17 protein-coding genes are annotated in these 18,321 nt (G+C 58.8%); 15 read left to right on the top strand and 2 right to left on the bottom strand.

Translation table 11 applies throughout. The annotated features are described in order from the left end of the window. Positions 1-58: 58 nt before the first annotated feature. The 14 genes from hpaG to yjiA all read left to right on the top strand — a co-directional run bounded on the left by hpaG (position 59) and on the right by yjiA (position 14,284). Positions 59-1,336, top strand: a complete 1,278-nt coding sequence (gene hpaG / locus HWQ15_RS11470) for a 4-hydroxyphenylacetate degradation bifunctional isomerase/decarboxylase (protein ID WP_063148730.1) — start codon at positions 59-61, stop codon at positions 1,334-1,336. Then, positions 1,333-2,799: a 5-carboxymethyl-2-hydroxymuconate semialdehyde dehydrogenase gene (gene hpaE / locus HWQ15_RS11465; protein WP_022646959.1), complete on the top strand. Its 1,467-nt coding sequence runs from the start codon at positions 1,333-1,335 to the stop codon at positions 2,797-2,799. Before hpaG ends, hpaE begins: the two co-directional genes overlap by 4 nt. A gap of 2 nt (positions 2,800-2,801) precedes the next feature. Continuing rightward, entirely contained in the window at positions 2,802-3,653 is an 852-nt protein-coding gene (hpaD, locus tag HWQ15_RS11460; protein ID WP_022646958.1) for a 3,4-dihydroxyphenylacetate 2,3-dioxygenase, read from the top strand. A 9-nt stretch (positions 3,654-3,662) separates the two neighbouring features. After that, a complete protein-coding gene (locus tag HWQ15_RS11455; RefSeq protein WP_063148729.1) occupies positions 3,663-4,043 on the top strand; it encodes a 5-carboxymethyl-2-hydroxymuconate Delta-isomerase in 381 nt (126 codons plus the stop codon). 99 nt (positions 4,044-4,142) lie between these two features. Then, positions 4,143-4,946 carry a 2-oxo-hept-4-ene-1,7-dioate hydratase gene (gene hpaH, locus HWQ15_RS11450; RefSeq protein ID WP_063148728.1) on the top strand — a complete coding sequence of 268 codons (804 nt, stop codon included), beginning with the start codon at positions 4,143-4,145 and terminating at the stop codon, positions 4,944-4,946. A 10-nt stretch (positions 4,947-4,956) separates the two neighbouring features. Beyond that, positions 4,957-5,754, top strand: coding sequence for a 4-hydroxy-2-oxoheptanedioate aldolase (gene hpaI / locus HWQ15_RS11445; protein WP_023299257.1), 798 nt, complete (start codon positions 4,957-4,959; stop codon positions 5,752-5,754). 21 nt (positions 5,755-5,775) lie between these two features. After that, the gene (gene hpaX, locus HWQ15_RS11440) at positions 5,776-7,122 is read left to right on the top strand and encodes a 4-hydroxyphenylacetate permease (RefSeq protein ID WP_032625355.1); all 1,347 of its coding nucleotides are present in this window, start codon (positions 5,776-5,778) and stop codon (positions 7,120-7,122) included. Continuing rightward, positions 7,094-7,984 carry a 4-hydroxyphenylacetate catabolism regulatory protein HpaA gene (gene hpaA, locus HWQ15_RS11435; protein WP_022646953.1) on the top strand — a complete coding sequence of 297 codons (891 nt, stop codon included), beginning with the start codon at positions 7,094-7,096 and terminating at the stop codon, positions 7,982-7,984. The genes hpaX and hpaA overlap by 29 nt, the downstream gene beginning before the upstream one ends. Positions 7,985-8,179: 195 nt before the next feature. Beyond that, entirely contained in the window at positions 8,180-9,742 is a 1,563-nt protein-coding gene (gene hpaB / locus HWQ15_RS11430; RefSeq protein WP_063215974.1) for a 4-hydroxyphenylacetate 3-monooxygenase, oxygenase component, read from the top strand. A gap of 17 nt (positions 9,743-9,759) precedes the next feature. After that, positions 9,760-10,269, top strand: coding sequence for a 4-hydroxyphenylacetate 3-monooxygenase reductase subunit (locus HWQ15_RS11425; protein ID WP_003856606.1), 510 nt, complete (start codon positions 9,760-9,762; stop codon positions 10,267-10,269). A 120-nt stretch (positions 10,270-10,389) separates the two neighbouring features. Further along, positions 10,390-10,647 (top strand): HTH domain-containing protein, encoded by a 258-nt coding sequence (locus HWQ15_RS11420; protein ID WP_063148727.1) that lies wholly within the window; start codon positions 10,390-10,392, stop codon positions 10,645-10,647. A gap of 219 nt (positions 10,648-10,866) precedes the next feature. Beyond that, the gene (locus tag HWQ15_RS11415; protein WP_022646950.1) at positions 10,867-13,020 is read left to right on the top strand and encodes a carbon starvation CstA family protein; all 2,154 of its coding nucleotides are present in this window, start codon (positions 10,867-10,869) and stop codon (positions 13,018-13,020) included. Positions 13,021-13,116: 96 nt separating this feature from the next. Continuing rightward, the gene (locus tag HWQ15_RS11410; RefSeq protein WP_003856610.1) at positions 13,117-13,320 is read left to right on the top strand and encodes a YbdD/YjiX family protein; all 204 of its coding nucleotides are present in this window, start codon (positions 13,117-13,119) and stop codon (positions 13,318-13,320) included. 10 nt (positions 13,321-13,330) lie between these two features. Further along, positions 13,331-14,284: a GTPase gene (yjiA, locus tag HWQ15_RS11405; RefSeq protein ID WP_063148726.1), complete on the top strand. Its 954-nt coding sequence runs from the start codon at positions 13,331-13,333 to the stop codon at positions 14,282-14,284. 59 nt (positions 14,285-14,343) lie between these two features. On the opposite strand, the gene HWQ15_RS11400 is transcribed toward yjiA, so the two are convergent. Next, complete coding sequence (locus HWQ15_RS11400) at positions 14,344-15,702, bottom strand: esterase-like activity of phytase family protein (protein ID WP_063148270.1); 1,359 nt, start codon at positions 15,700-15,702, stop codon at positions 14,344-14,346. A gap of 409 nt (positions 15,703-16,111) precedes the next feature. Between HWQ15_RS11400 and HWQ15_RS11395 the strand changes: the two genes are divergently transcribed. Beyond that, positions 16,112-16,657 carry a YfaZ family outer membrane protein gene (locus tag HWQ15_RS11395; RefSeq protein WP_063148725.1) on the top strand — a complete coding sequence of 182 codons (546 nt, stop codon included), beginning with the start codon at positions 16,112-16,114 and terminating at the stop codon, positions 16,655-16,657. A gap of 178 nt (positions 16,658-16,835) precedes the next feature. Here the strand turns inward: HWQ15_RS11395 and HWQ15_RS11390 are convergent, their stop codons facing one another. Then, positions 16,836-18,206 (bottom strand): NAD-dependent succinate-semialdehyde dehydrogenase, encoded by a 1,371-nt coding sequence (locus HWQ15_RS11390; RefSeq protein WP_023305391.1) that lies wholly within the window; start codon positions 18,204-18,206, stop codon positions 16,836-16,838. Positions 18,207-18,321: the final 115 nt, after the last annotated feature.

The raw sequence follows: 18,321 nt of genomic DNA, 5'->3' as shown, positions 1-18,321 counted from the left end.
CAGATCATTAACATATTAATGAAATCAAAACTGGACAGTCGGTTTGAGGAGTATGGGAATGAAAGGTACTGTTTTTGCCGTAGCGCTAAACCACCAAAGCCAGCGTGCGGCCTGGGCTGAGGCGTTTGAAAAAGCCCCCTATAACGCGCCGCCAAAAACGGCGGTGTGGTTTATCAAGCCACATAACACCGTTATTCGCGCAGGCGAGCCGATTCCCTTCCCGCAGGGAGAAACCGTGTTAAGCGGCGCAACGGTGGCGCTGGTGGTGGGCAAAACCGCCAGCAAAGTACGCGTTGAAGAGGCGGCGGCGTACATCGCCGGCTACGCGCTGGCCAACGAAATCAGCCTGCCGGAAGAGAGCTTCTACCGCCCGGCGATCAAGGCCAAATGTCGGGATGGATTTTGCCCGCTCGGCGAACCTGTCGCCGTTGATAACGTGGACAAACTGACCATCATCACCGAGATCAACGGTCGCGAAGCGGACCACTGGAACACGGCCGATCTGCACCGCAACGCCGCCGAACTGCTGAGCGCCCTGAGCGAATTTGCCACCCTGAACCCCGGCGATGCGATATTGCTCGGTACCCCGCAAAGCCGCGTCGAAATTCGCCCGGGCGATCGGGTACGCATTCTGGCAGAGGGATTTCCGCCGCTGGAAAACCCGGTGGTGGAGGAACGCGACGTTACCATCGCTTCGCGCACGCCGCCGCACGCCACGCTGTTCGCCCTCGGCCTGAACTACGCCGATCACGCCAGCGAGCTGGACTTCAAACCGCCCACCGAGCCGCTGGTGTTTATCAAAGCGCCGAACACCTTTAACGGCGACAACCAGACCTCGGTGCGCCCAAACAACATTGAATACATGCATTACGAAGCCGAGCTGGTGGTGGTCATCGGTAAAACCGCGCGTAAGGTCAGCGAAGCCGAGGCGATGGACTATGTTGCGGGCTACACGGTGTGCAACGACTACGCCATCCGCGATTATCTCGAAAACTACTATCGCCCGAACCTGCGGGTGAAAAGCCGCGACGGGCTGACCCCCATCAGCCCGAACGTAGTGCCAAAAGAAGCCATCCCTGACCCGCACAACCTTCGTCTTCGCACCTACGTCAACGGTGAACTGCGTCAGGAAGGCACCACCGCCGATCTCATTTTCAGCATCCCATTCCTGATTGCGTATCTGAGCGATTTCATGACCCTGCAACCGGGCGACATGATTGCCACCGGCACGCCGAAGGGGCTGTCCGACGTGGTGCCGGGCGATGAGGTGGTAGTGGAAGTGGAAGGCGTAGGCCGCCTGGTAAACCGAATTGTCAGTGAGGAGACTGCAAAATGAAAAAGATTAACCACTGGATCAACGGGAAAAACGTCGCCGGAAGTGAGTACTTCCAAACCACTAATCCGGCCTCCGGCGAGGTGCTGGCAGAAGTGGCCTCTGGCGGCGAAGCCGAAATCCATCAGGCCGTTGCCGCCGCCAAAGAGGCGTTCCCGAAATGGGCCAACCTGCCGATGAAGGAGCGTGCGCGCCTGATGCGTCGCCTGGGGGATCTGATTGACCAGAACGTGCCGGACATTGCCGCGATGGAGACCGCCGACACCGGCCTGCCGATCCACCAGACCAAAAACGTGCTCATTCCACGCGCATCGCACAACTTTGAGTTCTTCGCCGAGGTGTGCCAGCAGATGAACGGCAAAACCTACCCGGTCGATGACAAGATGCTCAACTACACCCTCGTGCAGCCGGTAGGCGTTTGTGCGCTGGTGTCGCCGTGGAACGTGCCGTTTATGACCGCCACCTGGAAGGTCGCGCCGTGCCTGGCGCTGGGTAACACCGCGGTGCTGAAGATGTCCGAGCTCTCCCCGCTGACCGCCGACCGTCTGGGCGAGCTGGCGCTGGAGGCGGGCATTCCGGCGGGCGTGCTGAACGTAGTGCAGGGCTATGGCGCCACGGCGGGCGACGCGCTGGTGCGTCATCATGACGTGCGCGCCGTCTCCTTCACCGGCGGCACCGCCACCGGGCGTAACATCATGAAAAACGCCGGGCTGAAGAAGTATTCCATGGAGCTGGGCGGCAAATCTCCGGTGCTGATATTTGAAGACGCGGACATTGAGCGCGCGCTGGACGCCGCCCTGTTCACCATCTTCTCCATCAACGGCGAACGCTGCACCGCCGGCTCGCGCATCTTCATCCAGCAGAGCATCTACCCGGAGTTCGTCAAACGCTTTGCCGAGCGCGCCAGCCGCCTGCGCGTGGGCGACCCGACCGATCCGAACACCCAGATTGGCGCGCTGATCAGCAAGCAGCACTGGGAGAAGGTCTCCGGCTACATCCGCCTCGGCATTGAAGAGGGGGCAACCCTGCTGGCGGGCGGCCCGGACAAACCGACCGATCTGCCTGCGCACCTGAAAGGCGGCAATTTCCTGCGTCCGACCGTGCTGGCGGATGTCGATAACCGCATGCGCGTGGCGCAGGAAGAGATCTTCGGGCCGGTGGCCTGCCTGCTGCCGTTTAAGGACGAAGCGGAAGGCCTGCGCCTGGCAAACGACGTGGAGTATGGCCTGGCGTCGTACATCTGGACGCAGGACGTCAGCAAAGTGCTGCGTCTGGCGCGCAACATCGAAGCGGGCATGGTGTTCGTCAACACCCAGAACGTGCGCGACCTGCGCCAGCCGTTTGGCGGCGTGAAGGCCTCCGGCACCGGGCGTGAGGGCGGCGAGTACAGCTTTGAGGTCTTCGCGGAGATGAAAAACGTCTGTATCTCCATGGGCGACCATCCGATTCCAAAGTGGGGGATCTGATCATGGGAAAATTAGCCTTAGCAGCAAAAATCACCCACGTGCCGTCAATGTATCTCTCTGAACTGCCTGGCAAAAACCACGGCTGCCGCCAGTCAGCCATCGACGGGCATAAAGAGATCAGCAAGCGCTGCCGCGAGCTGGGCGTCGATACCATTATCGTCTTCGACACCCACTGGCTGGTGAACAGCGCGTATCACATCAACTGTGCGGACCATTTTTCAGGCGTCTACACCAGCAACGAGCTGCCGCATTTTATTCGCGACATGACCTACGACTACGACGGCAACCCGGAACTCGGCCAGCTGATCGCCGACGAAGCGGTGAAGCTTGGCGTGCGCGCCAAGGCGCACAACATCCCGAGCCTCAAGCTGGAGTACGGCACGCTGGTGCCGATGCGCTACATGAACGCGGATAAGCACTTCAAAGTGGTCTCCATCTCGGCGTTCTGTACGGTTCACGACTTCGCCGACAGCCGCAGGCTGGGCGAGGCCATCGTCAGCGCCATCGAAAAATACGACGGCACCGTGGCGGTGCTCGCCAGCGGCTCGCTGTCGCACCGCTTTATCGACGACCAGCGCGCGGAGGAAGGGATGAACAGCTATACCCGCGAGTTTGACCGCCAGATGGATGAGCGGGTAGTGAAGCTGTGGCGCGAGGGGCAGTTCAAAGAGTTTTGCAGCATGCTGCCGGAGTACGCCGACTACTGCTACGGCGAGGGCAACATGCACGACACGGTGATGCTGCTGGGGATGCTCGGCTGGGACAACTACGACGGTAAGGTGGAGTTTCTCACCGAGCTGTTCGCCAGCTCCGGCACCGGCCAGGTCAACGCCGTTTTCCCGCTGCCCGCGTAAGGAGCCACCATGCCGCACTTTATTGCTGAATGTACCGACAACATCCGCGAGCAGGCCGACCTGCCGGGGCTGTTTGCCAAAGTGAACGAGGCGCTCGCCGCCACGGGTATTTTCCCGCTCGGCGGTATCCGCAGCCGCGCCCACTGGCTGGACACCTGGCAGATGGCCGACGGCAAGCACGATTACGCCTTTGTGCATATGACGCTCAAAATCGGCGCCGGGCGCAGTCTGGAGAGCCGGGAAGAGGTCGGTGAAATGCTGTTTGCGCTGATCAAAACGCATTTTGCAGAGCTGATGACCGCCCGCTATCTGGCGCTGTCTTTCGAGCTCGACGAGCTGCACCCGACGCTCAATTACAAGCAGAACAACGTGCACGCGTTGTTTAAGTAGCCGTCTGCTCGCCCGGTGGCGCTTCGCTTACCGGGCCTACAACGGCTCGAACGTAGGCCGGGATCGCTACGCGCCACCCGGCAACAACAGGATATCGCCATGCTCGACAAACACACCCATACCCAGATCGCCCACCGCCTGCATCAGGCGGAACAATCCCGGGAGCAGATCCGCGCGATCTCGCTTGAGTATCCGGAGATCACCATTGAAGACGCCTACGCCGTCCAGCGCGAATGGGTGAGCCTGAAAATTGCCGAAGGCCGCGTGCTGAAAGGCCACAAGATCGGCCTCACCTCCAAAGCGATGCAGGCCAGCTCGCAGATCAGCGAGCCAGACTACGGCGCGCTGCTGGACGATATGTTCTTCCACGACGGCAGCGACATTCCCGTGGATCGCTTTATCGTCCCGCGCATCGAAGTGGAGCTAGCCTTCGTGCTGGCAAAACCGCTGCGCGGCCCGAACTGCACGATCTTCGACGTTTACAACGCCACGGATTACGTCATCCCTGCCCTGGAGCTGATCGACGCCCGCTGCCACAACGTTGACCCGGAAACCCAGCGCCCGCGCAAGGTATTCGACACTATCTCCGATAACGCCGCCAACGCGGGCGTGATCCTCGGCGGCCGCCCGATTAAACCCGACGAGCTGGATCTGCGCTGGATCTCCGCCCTGCTCTACCGCAACGGTGTGATCGAAGAGACCGGCGTGGCCGCAGGCGTCCTTAACCACCCGGCGAACGGCGTGGCGTGGCTGGCGAACAAACTCGCGCCATACGACGTGCAGCTTGAGCCAGGCCAGATCATCCTCGGCGGCTCGTTTACCCGCCCGGTTGCCGCCAGCAGAGGCGACACCTTCCACGTCGACTACGGCAACATGGGCTCCATCAGTTGCCGCTTTGTGTAAGGAGATGATCATGCAAAACGCATTCAAAGCGGCGCTGAAAGCGGGCCGACCGCAAATCGGGTTATGGCTGGGGCTAACCAGCAGCTACAGCGCTGAGCTACTGGCCGGGGCCGGTTTTGACTGGCTGCTGATCGACGGAGAGCACGCGCCGAACAGCGTGCAGACCATTCTGACTCAGCTACAGGCCATCGCCCCTTATCCCAGCCAGCCGGTGGTGCGCCCGTCGTGGAACGATCCGGTGCAGATCAAGCAACTGCTGGACGTGGGGGTGCAAACCCTGCTGGTGCCGATGGTGCAAAACGCCGACGAAGCGCGGCTGGCGGTCAGCGCCACCCGCTATCCGCCCGCGGGCATTCGCGGCGTCGGCAGCGCGCTGGCGCGGGCGTCGCGCTGGAACCGTATCCCGGACTATCTGCATCAGGCTAACGACGCCATGTGCGTGCTGGTGCAGATCGAAACCCTAAGAGCGCTGAAAAACCTGCCGCAGATCCTGGACGTGGACGGCGTCGACGGCGTGTTTATCGGCCCGGCGGATCTGAGCGCCGACATGGGCTTTGCCGGTAATCCGCAGCACCCGGAGGTGCAGGCCGCCATTGAGCAGGCGATCGCGCAGATACGCGCCGCCGGTAAAGCGCCCGGCATCCTGATGGCGAACGAGCAGCTGGCGAAACGTTACCTTGCACTCGGCGCGCTGTTTGTCGCCGTCGGCGTCGACACCACCCTGCTCGCCCGCGGCGCGGAAGCGCTGGCGGCACGCTTTATCGAACAACCGGTTACGTCAGTTAATAACAATAAATCCGTCTACTAAACGTAAGATCTGGAGCGCAGCATGACGACCTCTACCCTGCAAGATAAGAAAGCTATAGAACATCGCGTTATCAACAAGCTGTTCCGTCGTTTGATCGTGTTTCTCTTTATCCTGTTTGTCTTTTCGTTTCTCGATCGCATCAACATCGGCTTTGCCGGGCTGACGATGGGTAAAGATCTGGGCCTCACGTCGACCATGTTTGGCCTGGCCGCGACCTTGTTTTACGTCACCTACGTGCTGTGCGGGATCCCCAGCAACATCATGCTGGCGAAAATCGGCGCGCGGCGCTGGATCGCCGGGATCATGGTGGTGTGGGGCATCGCCTCTACCTGCACCATGTTCGCCACCAGCCCCGAAACGCTCTACGTCCTGCGCATGCTGGTGGGCATTGCCGAAGCCGGTTTCCTGCCGGGGATCCTGGTCTATCTCACCTGGTGGTTCCCGGCGTATCACCGCGCCCGCGCCAACGCGTTGTTTATGATCGCCATGCCGGTGACCATGATGCTCGGCTCGATCCTCTCCGGGTACATTCTGGCGATGGACGGGCTGTGGAACCTGAAGGGCTGGCAGTGGCTGTTCCTGTTGGAGGGGCTGCCGTCGGTGGTGCTCGGCGTGGTGACCTGGTTCTACCTTAACGACACCCCGGATCAGGCCACCTGGCTGGATGATGATGAAAAGCAGGCACTCAAAACGATGATCGCCCGCGAGCAGGAACTGGCCATTGCGCACGTCGCCACGCCGCGATCGACGCTGCGCGAGGTGCTGACGCCCGCCGTACTGCTCTACACGCTGGCCTACTTCTGCCTGACGAATACGCTGAGCGCGATCAACATCTGGACGCCGCAGATCCTGCAAAGCTTCAACACCGGCAGCAGCAATATCGTGATTGGCCTGCTGGCGGCGATCCCGCAGTTTTGCACCATCCTCGGGATGATCTGGTGGAGCCGCCGCTCCGACAGGCTGAAAGAGCGAAAAAAGCACACCATCCTGCCGTATCTGTTTGCGGCGGCGGGATGGATGCTGGCCTCGGCGACCGATCACAGCCTGATCCAGCTGCTTGGCATCATCATGGCCTCAACCGGATCGTTTACCGCCATGGCGATATTCTGGACCACGCCGGACCAGGTGATTAGCCTGCAATCCCGCGCGGTGGCGCTGGCGGTGATCAACGCCATCGGCAACGTCGGGTCTGCCGTCAGCCCATTGCTGATTGGTATTCTGCGCGACGCGACCGGCAGCTTCAGCTCGGGGCTGTGGTTCGTGGCGGGTCTGCTGGTAGTGGGCGCGCTGGTGCTGACGCGCATTCCGATGACGCAGCGGGTTCAAAAGAGGAACGATCATGTGCCAGAGCCCTATCGCCAACATTGATATCAGCAAGGAGTACGACGAAAGTCTGGGCACCGACGATGTGCACTACCAGTCGTTCGCCCGCATGGCGGCCTTTTTTGGCCGCGACATGCAGGCGCACCGCCACGACCAGTATTTTCAGATGCATTTTCTCGACACCGGGCAGATTGAGCTGCAGCTCGACGACCACCGCTACTCGGTGCAGGCGCCGCTGTTCGTTCTGACGCCGCCGTCGGTGCCGCACGCGTTTATCACTGAATCCGACAGCGACGGCCACGTGCTGACGGTGCGCGAGGATCTTATCTGGCCGTTGTTAGAAGTGCTCTACCCCGGCACGCGGGAGGCGTTCGGCCTGCCGGGGATCTGCCTGTCGCTTGCCGACAGGCCTGACGAGCTGGCGGCGCTGAAGCATTACTGGCAGCTCATTGCCCGGGAATCCACGGAACAGCTGCCGGGCCGTGAGCATACGCTGGTCCTGCTGGCGCAGGCCGTATTTACCCTGCTGCTGCGCAACGCGAAGCTCGACGACCACGCTTCAGGCGGCATGCGTGGCGAGCTGAAGCTGTTTCAGCGCTTTAACCAGCTGACAGATGCTCATTACCACGAGCACTGGACGGTGCCGGAATACGCCAGCGAACTGCATCTTACCGAATCCCGCCTGACCGATATCTGCCGCCGCTTTGCCAACCGCTCGCCGAAACGGCTGATCTTCGACCGCCAGCTGCGGGAAGCCAGGCGCTTGCTGCTGTTTTCCGACAGCACAGTGAGCGAAATTGCCTGGCAACTGGGGTTTAAAGATCCGGCCTATTTCGCCCGTTTTTTCAACCGACTGACGGGGTGCTCACCCAGCGCATACCGGGCGCAGAAAGTACCGGTTTCCTGAACGCATCACGGTTCGTAGGGCGGGTAAGCGCAGTGCCACCCGCCGAAAAGCCGCACAGATCACAAAACAACATCCCACCCGAAAAGTACCTGCCGTTGTCCCAATCGTCCCTTCACGTTCCGCCCCTCTCACGCTTCAATTAAACAACAAAAACAAAACATAAATTTAACAACCATCTTCCGATACGAGGTCCCTATGAAGCCTGAAGATTTCCGCGCTGATGCCAAACGTCCGTTAACCGGTGAAGAGTATTTAAAAAGCCTGCAAGATGGCCGTGAGATTTATATCTACGGCGAGCGCGTTAAGGACGTTACTACCCACCCGGCATTTCGCAATGCGGCGGCGTCCATCGCCCAGATGTACGATGCCCTGCACAAGCCAGACATGCAGGATACCCTCTGCTGGGGCACCGACACCGGCAGCGGCGGCTACACCCATAAATTCTTCCGCGTGGCGAAAAGCGCCGACGATCTGCGCCAGCAGCGCGACGCCATCGCCGAGTGGTCGCGCCTGAGCTACGGCTGGATGGGCCGCACGCCAGACTACAAAGCCGCGTTCGGCTGCGCGCTGGGGGCTAACCCTGCCTTCTACGGTCAGTTCGAGCAGAACGCCCGCAACTGGTACACCCGTATTCAGGAAACCGGCCTGTACTTTAACCACGCCATCGTCAACCCGCCTATCGACCGCCATAAACCGGCGGACGAGGTGAAAGACGTTTACATCAAGCTGGAGAAAGAGACCGACGCCGGGATCATCGTCAGCGGCGCGAAAGTGGTGGCCACCAACTCGGCGCTGACCCACTACAACATGATTGGTTTTGGCTCTGCGCAGGTGATGGGCGAAAACCCGGACTTCGCGCTAATGTTCGTCGCGCCGATGGATGCCGAAGGGGTGAAACTGATCTCTCGCGCCTCATACGAGATGGTGGCAGGGGCGACAGGCTCTCCATACGACTACCCGCTCTCCAGCCGCTTTGACGAGAACGACGCCATTCTGGTGATGGATCATGTGCTGATCCCGTGGGAAAACGTGCTGATCTACCGCGATTTCGACCGCTGCCGTCGCTGGACAATGGAAGGTGGCTTCGCTCGCATGTACCCGCTTCAGGCCTGCGTGCGTTTGGCAGTGAAGCTCGACTTCATCACCGCTCTGCTGAAGAAATCGCTGGAGTGCACTGGCACCCTCGAGTTCCGCGGCGTGCAGGCGGATCTCGGCGAAGTGGTGGCGTGGCGCAACATGTTCTGGGCGCTGAGCGGCTCCATGTGCTCCGAAGCCACGCCGTGGGTAAACGGCGCGTACCTGCCTGACCACGCGGCGTTACAGACCTACCGCGTGATGGCGCCAATGGCCTACGCGAAAATCAAGAACATCATCGAACGCAACGTGACCTCCGGGCTGATCTACCTGCCGTCCAGCGCGCGGGACCTGAACAACCCGCAGATCGACCAGTATCTGGCGAAGTATGTGCGCGGCTCCAACGGGATGGATCACGTCGAACGCATCAAGATTCTGAAACTGATGTGGGATGCCATCGGCAGCGAGTTTGGCGGACGTCACGAGCTGTACGAAATCAACTACTCCGGTAGCCAGGATGAGATCCGCCTGCAATGCCTGCGTCAGGCGCAAAGCTCCGGCAACATGGACAAGATGATGGCGATGGTTGACCGCTGCATGTCCGAGTACGACCAGCACGGCTGGACTGTACCGCACCTGCACAACAACACTGATATCAACATGCTGGATAAGCTGCTGAAATAACGCAGCAGGAGGTTTCAATGCAATCTGAAGAACGCCTGCGTTTTCGCGACGCGATGGCCAGCCTGTCGGCGGCGGTGAATGTGGTCACCACCGAGGGCGATGCGGGCCGCTGCGGCATTACCGCCACCGCCGTCTGTTCGGTCACGGATACCCCGCCCTCGGTCATGGTCTGCATCAACGCCAACAGCGCCATGAACCCGGTCTTCCAGGGCAACGGTAAACTGTGCGTCAACGTGCTGAACCACGAGCAGGAGATCATGGCCCGCCACTTTGCCGGGATGACCGGCATGGCCATGGAGGAGCGCTTTGCTCTCTCCTGCTGGCAGAAAGGACCGCTGGCGCAGCCGGTGCTGAAAGGCGCTCTGGCAAGCCTGGAAGGCGAGATAACCCAGGTGCAAACCATCGGCACCCATCTGGTCTACCTGGTGGAGATTAAGAACATCATCCTCAGCAGCGAGGGGCACGGCCTGATCTACTTCAAACGCCGTTTCCACCCGGTGATGATGGAGATGGAAGCCGCGGTTTGATCCCGTTGCACAAAAAAACGCTAAGGTTTCCGCAAAGGTGCGCCGTTAACTATCCATAAGATAAATTTTCCGGGGCGGCTGGCGACGTCGTCAGCCGCCCCCTTAACGCTGGAAAGTCTTATGGCCCCTTCACCCCGAAGCCGCTCGGCTGAACGTCTGGTTGAAATCATTATTGCCCTGCACCGCAACGGAAGCGTTAATCGCCGCGATCTGATGCATAAATTTGGCATTACCGAACGCACGGTGTACCGCGATTTACAGGCGCTTTCCCCGATTATTGAACACGACGGCAAAGGGCGCTATCAGCTGCTGCCTGCGTATCAGCCCTGCCGCCGCGCGCACTGCCCTGATGCGAACGACGAAACCCCGCAGGGCTAGATTATTCTCAGTGATCTCAATCACATATTTTCTCCCGCCGGGGGTGAGCCTTAACCACTCACCCTCGCTTTTGACCGCTCACGCATCGCTTTCAACCACTCACCCATTTACCGTGCTTTACACGCGCGAGGATCTGGCACGATCGCTCCAGCATTAATCAATACCTCCTCACAACGAACCCTGACCCTTTTTTCTTTACATAAAAAACCAGGTCTTACTATGGATACTAAAAAACTACTTAAGCACGTGCCCTGGGCCATCCTCGGGATCATCGGCGCTTTCTGTCTGGCGGTTGTCGCATTACGCCGGGGCGAGCACGTCAGCGCCCTGTGGATCGTGGTCGCGTCGGTTTCCGTCTATCTTGTGGCTTATCGCTACTACAGCTTGTACATCGCGCAGAAGGTCATGAAGCTCGACCCGACGCGCGCCACCCCGGCGGTCATTAACAATGACGGCCTGAACTATGTGCCAACCAACCGTTACGTGCTGTTTGGTCACCACTTCGCCGCCATTGCAGGCGCGGGTCCGCTGGTCGGTCCGGTGCTGGCTGCGCAGATGGGCTACCTGCCGGGTACGCTCTGGCTGCTGGCGGGCGTAGTGCTGGCGGGAGCGGTGCAGGACTTTATGGTGCTGTTTATCTCCTCGCGCCGTAATGGTTCGTCGCTGGGCGAGATGATCAAAGAGGAGATGGGCCGCGTGCCGGGCACGATCGCCCTCTTCGGCTGCTTCCTGATCATGATCATCATCCTGGCAGTGCTGGCCCTGATCGTGGTGAAAGCGCTGGCCGAAAGTCCGTGGGGCGTCTTCACCGTCTGCTCTACCGTGCCGATTGCGCTGTTCATGGGCATCTACATGCGCTTCCTGCGCCCTGGCCGCGTTGGCGAGGTGTCGGTCATCGGTATCGTGCTGCTGGTCGCCTCCATCTACTTCGGCGGCGTGATTGCCCACGACCCGTACTGGGGCCCGGCGCTGACCTTTAAAGACACCACCATCACCTTCGCGCTGATCGGTTACGCGTTCATCTCAGCGCTGCTGCCGGTGTGGCTGATTCTGGCTCCGCGTGACTACCTGGCGACCTTCCTGAAAATCGGCGTGATCGTCGGGCTGGCAATCGGGATTGTGATCATCAACCCTGAACTGAAAATGCCGGCGGTGACGCAGTACATTGACGGTACCGGTCCGCTGTGGAAAGGTGCCCTGTTCCCGTTCCTGTTTATCACCATTGCCTGCGGTGCCGTGTCTGGCTTCCACGCGCTGATCGCCTCCGGCACCACGCCGAAGCTGATGGCCAACGAAACCGACGCGCGCTTCATCGGTTACGGCGCGATGCTGATGGAATCCTTCGTGGCGATCATGGCGCTGGTTGCGGCGTCGATTATCGAGCCTGGGCTGTACTTCGCGATGAACACCCCACCAGCGGGTCTCGGCATCACCATGCCAAACCTGCATGAGATGGGCGGCGAAAATACCGCGCTGATTATGGCGCAGCTGAAAGACGCCAGCGCACACGCGGCGGCGACCGTCAGCTCCTGGGGCTTCGTGATTTCGCCTGAGCAGATTATGCAGACCGCGAAAGACATCGGCGAACCATCCGTGCTGAACCGCGCAGGTGGCGCACCGACGCTGGCGGTGGGTATCGCACACGTGTTCCACAAAGTGCTGCCGTGGGCGGACATGGGCTTCTGGTACCACTTCGGTATCCTGTTTGAAGCGCTGTTCATCCTCACCGCGCTGGATGCCGGTACGCGTGCAGGCCGCTTCATGTTGCAGGATCTGCTGGGTAACTTTGTGCCGTTCCTGAAGAAAACCGACTCTCTGGTAGCAGGTGTTCTGGGTACTGCGGGCTGCGTAGGTCTGTGGGGTTACCTGCTGTATCAGGGCGTTGTAGACCCGCTGGGCGGCGTGAAGAGCCTGTGGCCGCTGTTCGGCATCTCTAACCAGATGCTGGCGGCTGTGGCCCTGGTGCTGGGCACCGTTGTCCTGGTGAAGATGAAACGCACCAAATACATCTGGGTAACCGTGGTGCCTGCGCTGTGGCTGCTGCTCTGCACTACCTGGGCGCTGGGTCTGAAACTGTTCAGCACCAACCCGCAGCTGGAAGGCTTCTTCTTCATGGCTAACCAGTACAAAGAGAAGATTGCCGCAGGCGGCGCGGATCTGACTGCGCAGCAGATTGCCAACATGAACCATATCGTGGTGAACAACTACACCAACGCGGGTCTGAGCATTCTGTTCCTGGTGGTGGTGTACAGCATTATCTTCTACGGCATTAAAACCTGGATGAAAGTGCGTAATGCCGATGGCCGTACGGACAAAGAAACCCCGTACGTGCCGGTGCCGGAAGGCGGCGTGAAGACGTCTTCACACCATTAATAAAATGGCGGGTGGCGCTGCGCTGACCCGCCCTACAACGTTACTGTAGGCCCGGTAAGCGTAGCGCCACCGGGCTTTTTCTTATCAGGACACGTTATGTTTGGTAACTTAGGCGAAGCAAAAAAATACCTCGGTCAGGCGGCGAAAATGCTGATTGGCATTCCGGACTATGACAACTACGTTGAGCATATGAAGACCAACCATCCGGATAAGCCGTACATGACCTACACTGAATTCTTCCGCGAGCGTCAGGAAGCGCGCTACGGCGGAAGTGGAGAAGGCGGCGTCCGCTGCTGCTAAAGGAGAAACCATGACCCCGATTGCCGTTACACTGCTGACCGGTTTTCTCGGCGCCGGTAAAACCACCCTGCTGCGCCACATCCTGAATGAACAGCACGGCTTCAAAATCGCCGTCATTGAAAACGAATTTGGCGAAGTCTCCGTTGACGATCAGCTGATTGGCGACCGCGCCACGCAGATCAAAACCCTGACCAACGGCTGCATCTGCTGCACCCGCTCCAGTGAATTAGAAGACGCCCTGCTGGACCTGCTCGACAGCCGCGATCGCGGTGACATCCACTTCGACCGTCTGGTGATCGAGTGCACCGGCATGGCCGATCCCGGCCCAATTATTCAGACCTTTTTCTCCCACGATATTCTGTGCCAGCGCTACCTGCTGGACGGCGTCGTCGCGCTGGTGGATGCGGTACACGCCGACGAGCAGATGAACCAGTTCACCATCGCCCAGTCTCAGATTGGCTACGCCGACCGCATTCTGCTGACCAAAACCGACGTGGCGGGTGAAAGCGAAAAACTGCGTGAGCGCCTGACGCGCATCAACTCGCGCGCACCCATTTATACCGTGACGCACGGCGATATCGACCTGTCTCAGCTGTTCAACACCAACGGCTTTATGCTGGAGGAGAACGTCACCGCGAAACCGCGCTTCCACTTTATGGCAGACAAGCAAAACGACGTAGCGTCGATTGTGGTGGAGCTGGACTACCCGGTGGACATCAGCGAGGTCTCGCGCGTGATGGAGAACCTGCTGCTGTCGTTTGCCGACAAGCTGCTGCGCTATAAAGGAATGCTGTGGATCGACGGCGAGCCGAACCGCCTGCTGTTCCAGGGCGTACAGCGCCTGTACAGCGCCGACTGGGATCGTCCGTGGGGCGATGAACCGCCGCACAGCGTGATGGTGTTTATTGGAATACAGCTGCCGGAAGAGGAAATTCGGGCAGCGTTTGCGGGACTACCGAAATAACCGCCTTGCTTCCCCTCTCCCCTGTGGGGAGAGGGCCAGGGTGAGGGGTAAGCCCAATATTATTTCAACGCCTCCGGCAGCGTCACAATCCACAGCTCGCTGTCGGACTCCGGCTTCTTCAGCGGCTTGACGCTGAGGGTAGTTTCAACCGCTTTGTCATCCAGCGTCAGCTTGCCTTCCGCGTTCACCCGATAATCCTTGAGCTTCTTGCCCTCGGCCGGGTTGTGCATCGCCACCTTCACGCCAAAGTCGTTATCGTTCGCCACCGCCAGCGTTTTGTCATCAATCAGCGCCAGCCCTTCGGCCTTTTCCTGCTGCCAGCCCAGCGCACGCAGATCGACCACCTGCGTTTTTTCCGCAAGTGTAATGCCGCGCTGCGCCAGCGTTTTCTCATCGTCAAATTCCGGGTATTCGCCCGGCTTGTCGAAGGCGGCCAGATCGCTCGCCTTGCTCAGATCCACCCTGTAGATGAGGTTACGCATTGCGTCGTTTTTATCTTCGCCCTGTTCAATCAGCAGGATAGTGTGGTTATCCAGCGCCACGATATCGCCGATTTTGGCGTCGCTGTTTTTGCTGTAGGCCGCGCTGTCGACAGGGTAGCCGTACATCGCGGTTTTTCCGGTCGCCGGATCGAAGCTGACCAGTCGCGTAAACAGCGCCTGCTTTTTGCTCTTCCCGTCGATATCCAACGTACTCTGGACAGCGGCGATAATACGTCCGTCCGGCATGCGGGTCAGGCCTTCAAATCCCCGGTTTGCCTGGCGCCATTTGATAACATTTGGCAGACCGCCCGCGATGGATTTCTCCCCTTCCGCCGCCTGTGGGCCGTGGATCGCGAGGATTTTCCCTTTACTGTCAATATTAATCAGGAACGGGCCATACTCATCGCACAGCCAGTAGCCGCCCTTCCCGTCCGGTGTGATGCCTTCCGTATCCAGCCCGCGGTTATCGCCTTTCAGCACTTTTAAGGTGTCGCTTAGCGCGATTTCATTGGTGGAACCAATCACGCCACTTTGCAGCGGCAGACCGTTGATTTCGCCTTTATCGTCATGCAAAGGACGCGCGTCCACGGCCTCCGCTTTACCGTTTTGCACGCGGATCGTCATTAGCTGCGGGGCGAAATCCGGGGTAACAAAGATTTTAGCGTCATTTTTCCCCATTTTTGGCGAGTCCGCGTTAGGACCGCGATCGGTCACGGTCATAAACGTCAAGGCGTCGCCCTGCTTGCCCATAAACAGCAGGCCAGAGCCAATCCCCACAGGCAGCCCGTTCGGAAACGCGCTGGCAAACGCACCGCTGTATTTGACATGCGCGCCTTCGGGAAAACTGACGACGTAACGCTCCGCGGTTGGCTGTGCCGCCAGGCCAGAGAAAGAGAGCGCACAACCAATTAGCACAGGAATGATTTTTCTTTTCATAGTGTTAGCACCCAGTAAGTGAAGCCAACAACGTAATGAAGAAACGTGTCAGAAAAATGACATGGTGAAAGCGGTTCGGCACGACGGGGCGTATAGCCACCTCCAGAAATGTAAACCTGTGTCTTTATCTGTGACAACTGAAACACTTTTGGAAATTATTAGAAACTCAATTAATTCATCCTGAACTAATTTTTCCGACCCGTTCAGCGTACGTTTAATGAGAATCCTGAACCCTTCCTAAACGCGAATGCATTACGTATTGACTCCTTGCCGGGTCAACATTCGAACAACATTTAAAATTCAAAAACCAAACAAAAACAGCATAAAAACGTGACAAGCATCGCATTTGCAGAGATAAACAGCTCTTGTTAAGGTGCCCTCAGATTAATTTGATGACGAGGAAAAACTCATGAAAAAGCTCAACATTCTCCTTCTTTCCGCTCTAACTGCCGTATCGGGCTCCGCACTGGCCATGGGCGGCAGCATTGAGCAGGGTAAAAACTTTACCAACCTGAATGTGGAAATGGGGAAATCAACCTCCGGTCTGTACACCGAAGGTAGCTGGCTGAAAAACACAGATGACGGCACCACAACCGGTGGCGTAGGAGCAGGCTACAACTTTGAAGTCGGCCCGGTGATGCTGAACGCAGGCGCTAAGGCCCTCTACGTTGGCCCGAAAAAAGGCGATAACGGCGTGGCGTTCCCGGTCGGCGGCGGTGTGAACGTTGCCCTGACCGACAGCATCAGGGTATTCGGTGAAGGCTACGTTGCGCCAGACGGCCTGAACAACAGCGTGAAAAACTACGTTGAAGCGAACGGTGGCGTAAGCTGGACGCCAGTGAAGCCGGTGACGCTGAAGGTGGGTTATCGTCACGTGAGCGTTGATGGTAAAGACGGTCGTCCTAACCACACGCTGATTGACGGCGCATATGTTGGCGGTGGCGTGTCCTTCTAAGCCTGTTTGCCCGTTTCGCCCGGCGGCGCTACGCTTGCACGGGCCTACAATGAAGGGTGCAATTTATGAATATTATTGCACCTTGTAGGCCGGGTAAGCGCAGCGCCACCCGGCAAAAAAGGCGATGAGACTGTTAATAAAAAAACCTGCCGGATTGCAGGTTTTTTTATGTCCGACATTACTTGCGAACGACCACCAGCTTCTGGTTCACAAACTCTTTGATCCCCAGGTCCGACAGCTCGCGTCCGTAACCCGAACGTTTTACGCCGCCGAACGGCAGCTCTGCCGCCGTATCGGTGAGCCAGTTGATGTACACCATCCCGGTCTCAATACGCGATGCCATCTTCTTCGCGCGCTCAATATCCTGGCTGAACACCGCTCCGCCCAGGCCGTAGTGGGAGTCGTTCGCCAGCGCGACCGCCTCGTCGTCGTTTTTCACCACGTAAATCTGCGCTACCGGGCCAAAGAACTCTTCGAAGTACGCCGGGTTGTCGCGTGAGATGTTGGTCAGGATGGTCGGCTCAAAGAAGCTCCCGTCTCGCTGCACAGGTTTGCCGCCATAGTGCAGCGTAGCGCCGTTTTTCACCGCCTCGTTAACCTGTTTGGTCAACGTGTCGAGCGCGTCTTTAGAGGACAGCGGCCCCAGCGTGGTGCTTTCGTCCAGCGGATCGCCAATCTTCACCTGCTTAAATGCCTCGGTGAATTTGCTCAGGAAGGCATCGGCAATCTTTTCATGCAGGATAAAGCGCTTCGCCGCGGTACAGACCTGCCCGGCGTTGTTGAGCCGCGCGTTAACGCCGATCTTCACCGCCTTATCCAGGTCCGCATCGTCGAGCACCACGAATACGTCGTTACCGCCAAGCTCCAGCGTGGATTTCTTAATGTGCTTCGCCGCCTGGGCCGCTACCACGCTGCCCGCTTTTTCTGAACCGGTTAGCGCCGCGCCCTGTACGCGATCGTCAGCGATGATGTTCGCCACCTGATCGGACGAGATAAACAGGTTGGTCCACGCCCCTTCCGGCGCGCCCGCCTCACGCACCAGATGGGCGAAGGTTTCCGCACAGTGCGGCACAATGCTGGCGTGTTTAGCGATGACAGGGTTACCCGCCGCCAGGTTTGGCGCCAGAACGCGCATCAGCTGATAGTATGGAAAGTTCCATGGTTCGACGGCCATCAGCACGCCGATGGGGTGATGTTCAACCCATGCTTCCCCGAGTTCAGAGTCATACTTCACCGGGGCCAGGAACTGCTTCGCGTTGTCCGCATAGTAGCGGGCGATTTGCGCGCACAGCTTCACCTCGCCGCGGCTCTGTTCGATGAGCTTACCCATCTCCTGGCTGGCGATTTTCGCCAGCTCCTCCACGCGTTCGTCGATCAGGTCCGCCAGCTTATGCAGTACCGGCAGGCGCTGGCTTATGTCGCCTTTCGCCCAGTCGGAGTGATAGAGCGCATCGGCTGCCTTCAGCGCCGCTTCAACATCTGCGTCAGTGTGGGAGGGATATTCTTTGATGAGCTGGTTAGTGGCAGGATTTACTGTCTGATAAGCCATATCGAATCTCCATGTTTTACCGCTTAGGGTATTAAGGGTAGTCAACATGACTGGCTATGGACGTAAAGTTGGGTATATCCGGAAGGTTCTTATACGTTTTCCCCCTTTCGTTTAC

This window comes from Enterobacter sp. DSM 30060 (genome assembly GCF_013375955.1).
In the GTDB taxonomy this organism is placed as follows: domain Bacteria; phylum Pseudomonadota; class Gammaproteobacteria; order Enterobacterales; family Enterobacteriaceae; genus Enterobacter; species Enterobacter intestinihominis.
Note: the sequence above shows the minus strand (reverse complement) of the source record. Positions and strands in the feature narration are given on the sequence as shown.

Coding starts and splice junctions, on each gene's coding strand:
- hpaA (WP_022646953.1), top strand. CDS start 7,094: ATGTGCCAGAGCCCTATCGCCAACATTGATATCAGCAAGGAGTACGAC.
- HWQ15_RS11415 (WP_022646950.1), top strand. CDS start 10,867: ATGGATACTAAAAAACTACTTAAGCACGTGCCCTGGGCCATCCTCGGG.
- HWQ15_RS11410 (WP_003856610.1), top strand. CDS start 13,117: ATGTTTGGTAACTTAGGCGAAGCAAAAAAATACCTCGGTCAGGCGGCG.
- hpaX (WP_032625355.1), top strand. CDS start 5,776: ATGACGACCTCTACCCTGCAAGATAAGAAAGCTATAGAACATCGCGTT.
- hpaG (WP_063148730.1), top strand. CDS start 59: ATGAAAGGTACTGTTTTTGCCGTAGCGCTAAACCACCAAAGCCAGCGT.
- HWQ15_RS11455 (WP_063148729.1), top strand. CDS start 3,663: ATGCCGCACTTTATTGCTGAATGTACCGACAACATCCGCGAGCAGGCC.
- HWQ15_RS11425 (WP_003856606.1), top strand. CDS start 9,760: ATGCAATCTGAAGAACGCCTGCGTTTTCGCGACGCGATGGCCAGCCTG.
- hpaB (WP_063215974.1), top strand. CDS start 8,180: ATGAAGCCTGAAGATTTCCGCGCTGATGCCAAACGTCCGTTAACCGGT.
- HWQ15_RS11390 (WP_023305391.1), bottom strand. CDS start 18,206: ATGGCTTATCAGACAGTAAATCCTGCCACTAACCAGCTCATCAAAGAA.
- HWQ15_RS11420 (WP_063148727.1), top strand. CDS start 10,390: ATGGCCCCTTCACCCCGAAGCCGCTCGGCTGAACGTCTGGTTGAAATC.
- hpaI (WP_023299257.1), top strand. CDS start 4,957: ATGCAAAACGCATTCAAAGCGGCGCTGAAAGCGGGCCGACCGCAAATC.
- hpaH (WP_063148728.1), top strand. CDS start 4,143: ATGCTCGACAAACACACCCATACCCAGATCGCCCACCGCCTGCATCAG.
- hpaD (WP_022646958.1), top strand. CDS start 2,802: ATGGGAAAATTAGCCTTAGCAGCAAAAATCACCCACGTGCCGTCAATG.
- hpaE (WP_022646959.1), top strand. CDS start 1,333: ATGAAAAAGATTAACCACTGGATCAACGGGAAAAACGTCGCCGGAAGT.
- yjiA (WP_063148726.1), top strand. CDS start 13,331: ATGACCCCGATTGCCGTTACACTGCTGACCGGTTTTCTCGGCGCCGGT.
- HWQ15_RS11395 (WP_063148725.1), top strand. CDS start 16,112: ATGAAAAAGCTCAACATTCTCCTTCTTTCCGCTCTAACTGCCGTATCG.
- HWQ15_RS11400 (WP_063148270.1), bottom strand. CDS start 15,702: ATGAAAAGAAAAATCATTCCTGTGCTAATTGGTTGTGCGCTCTCTTTC.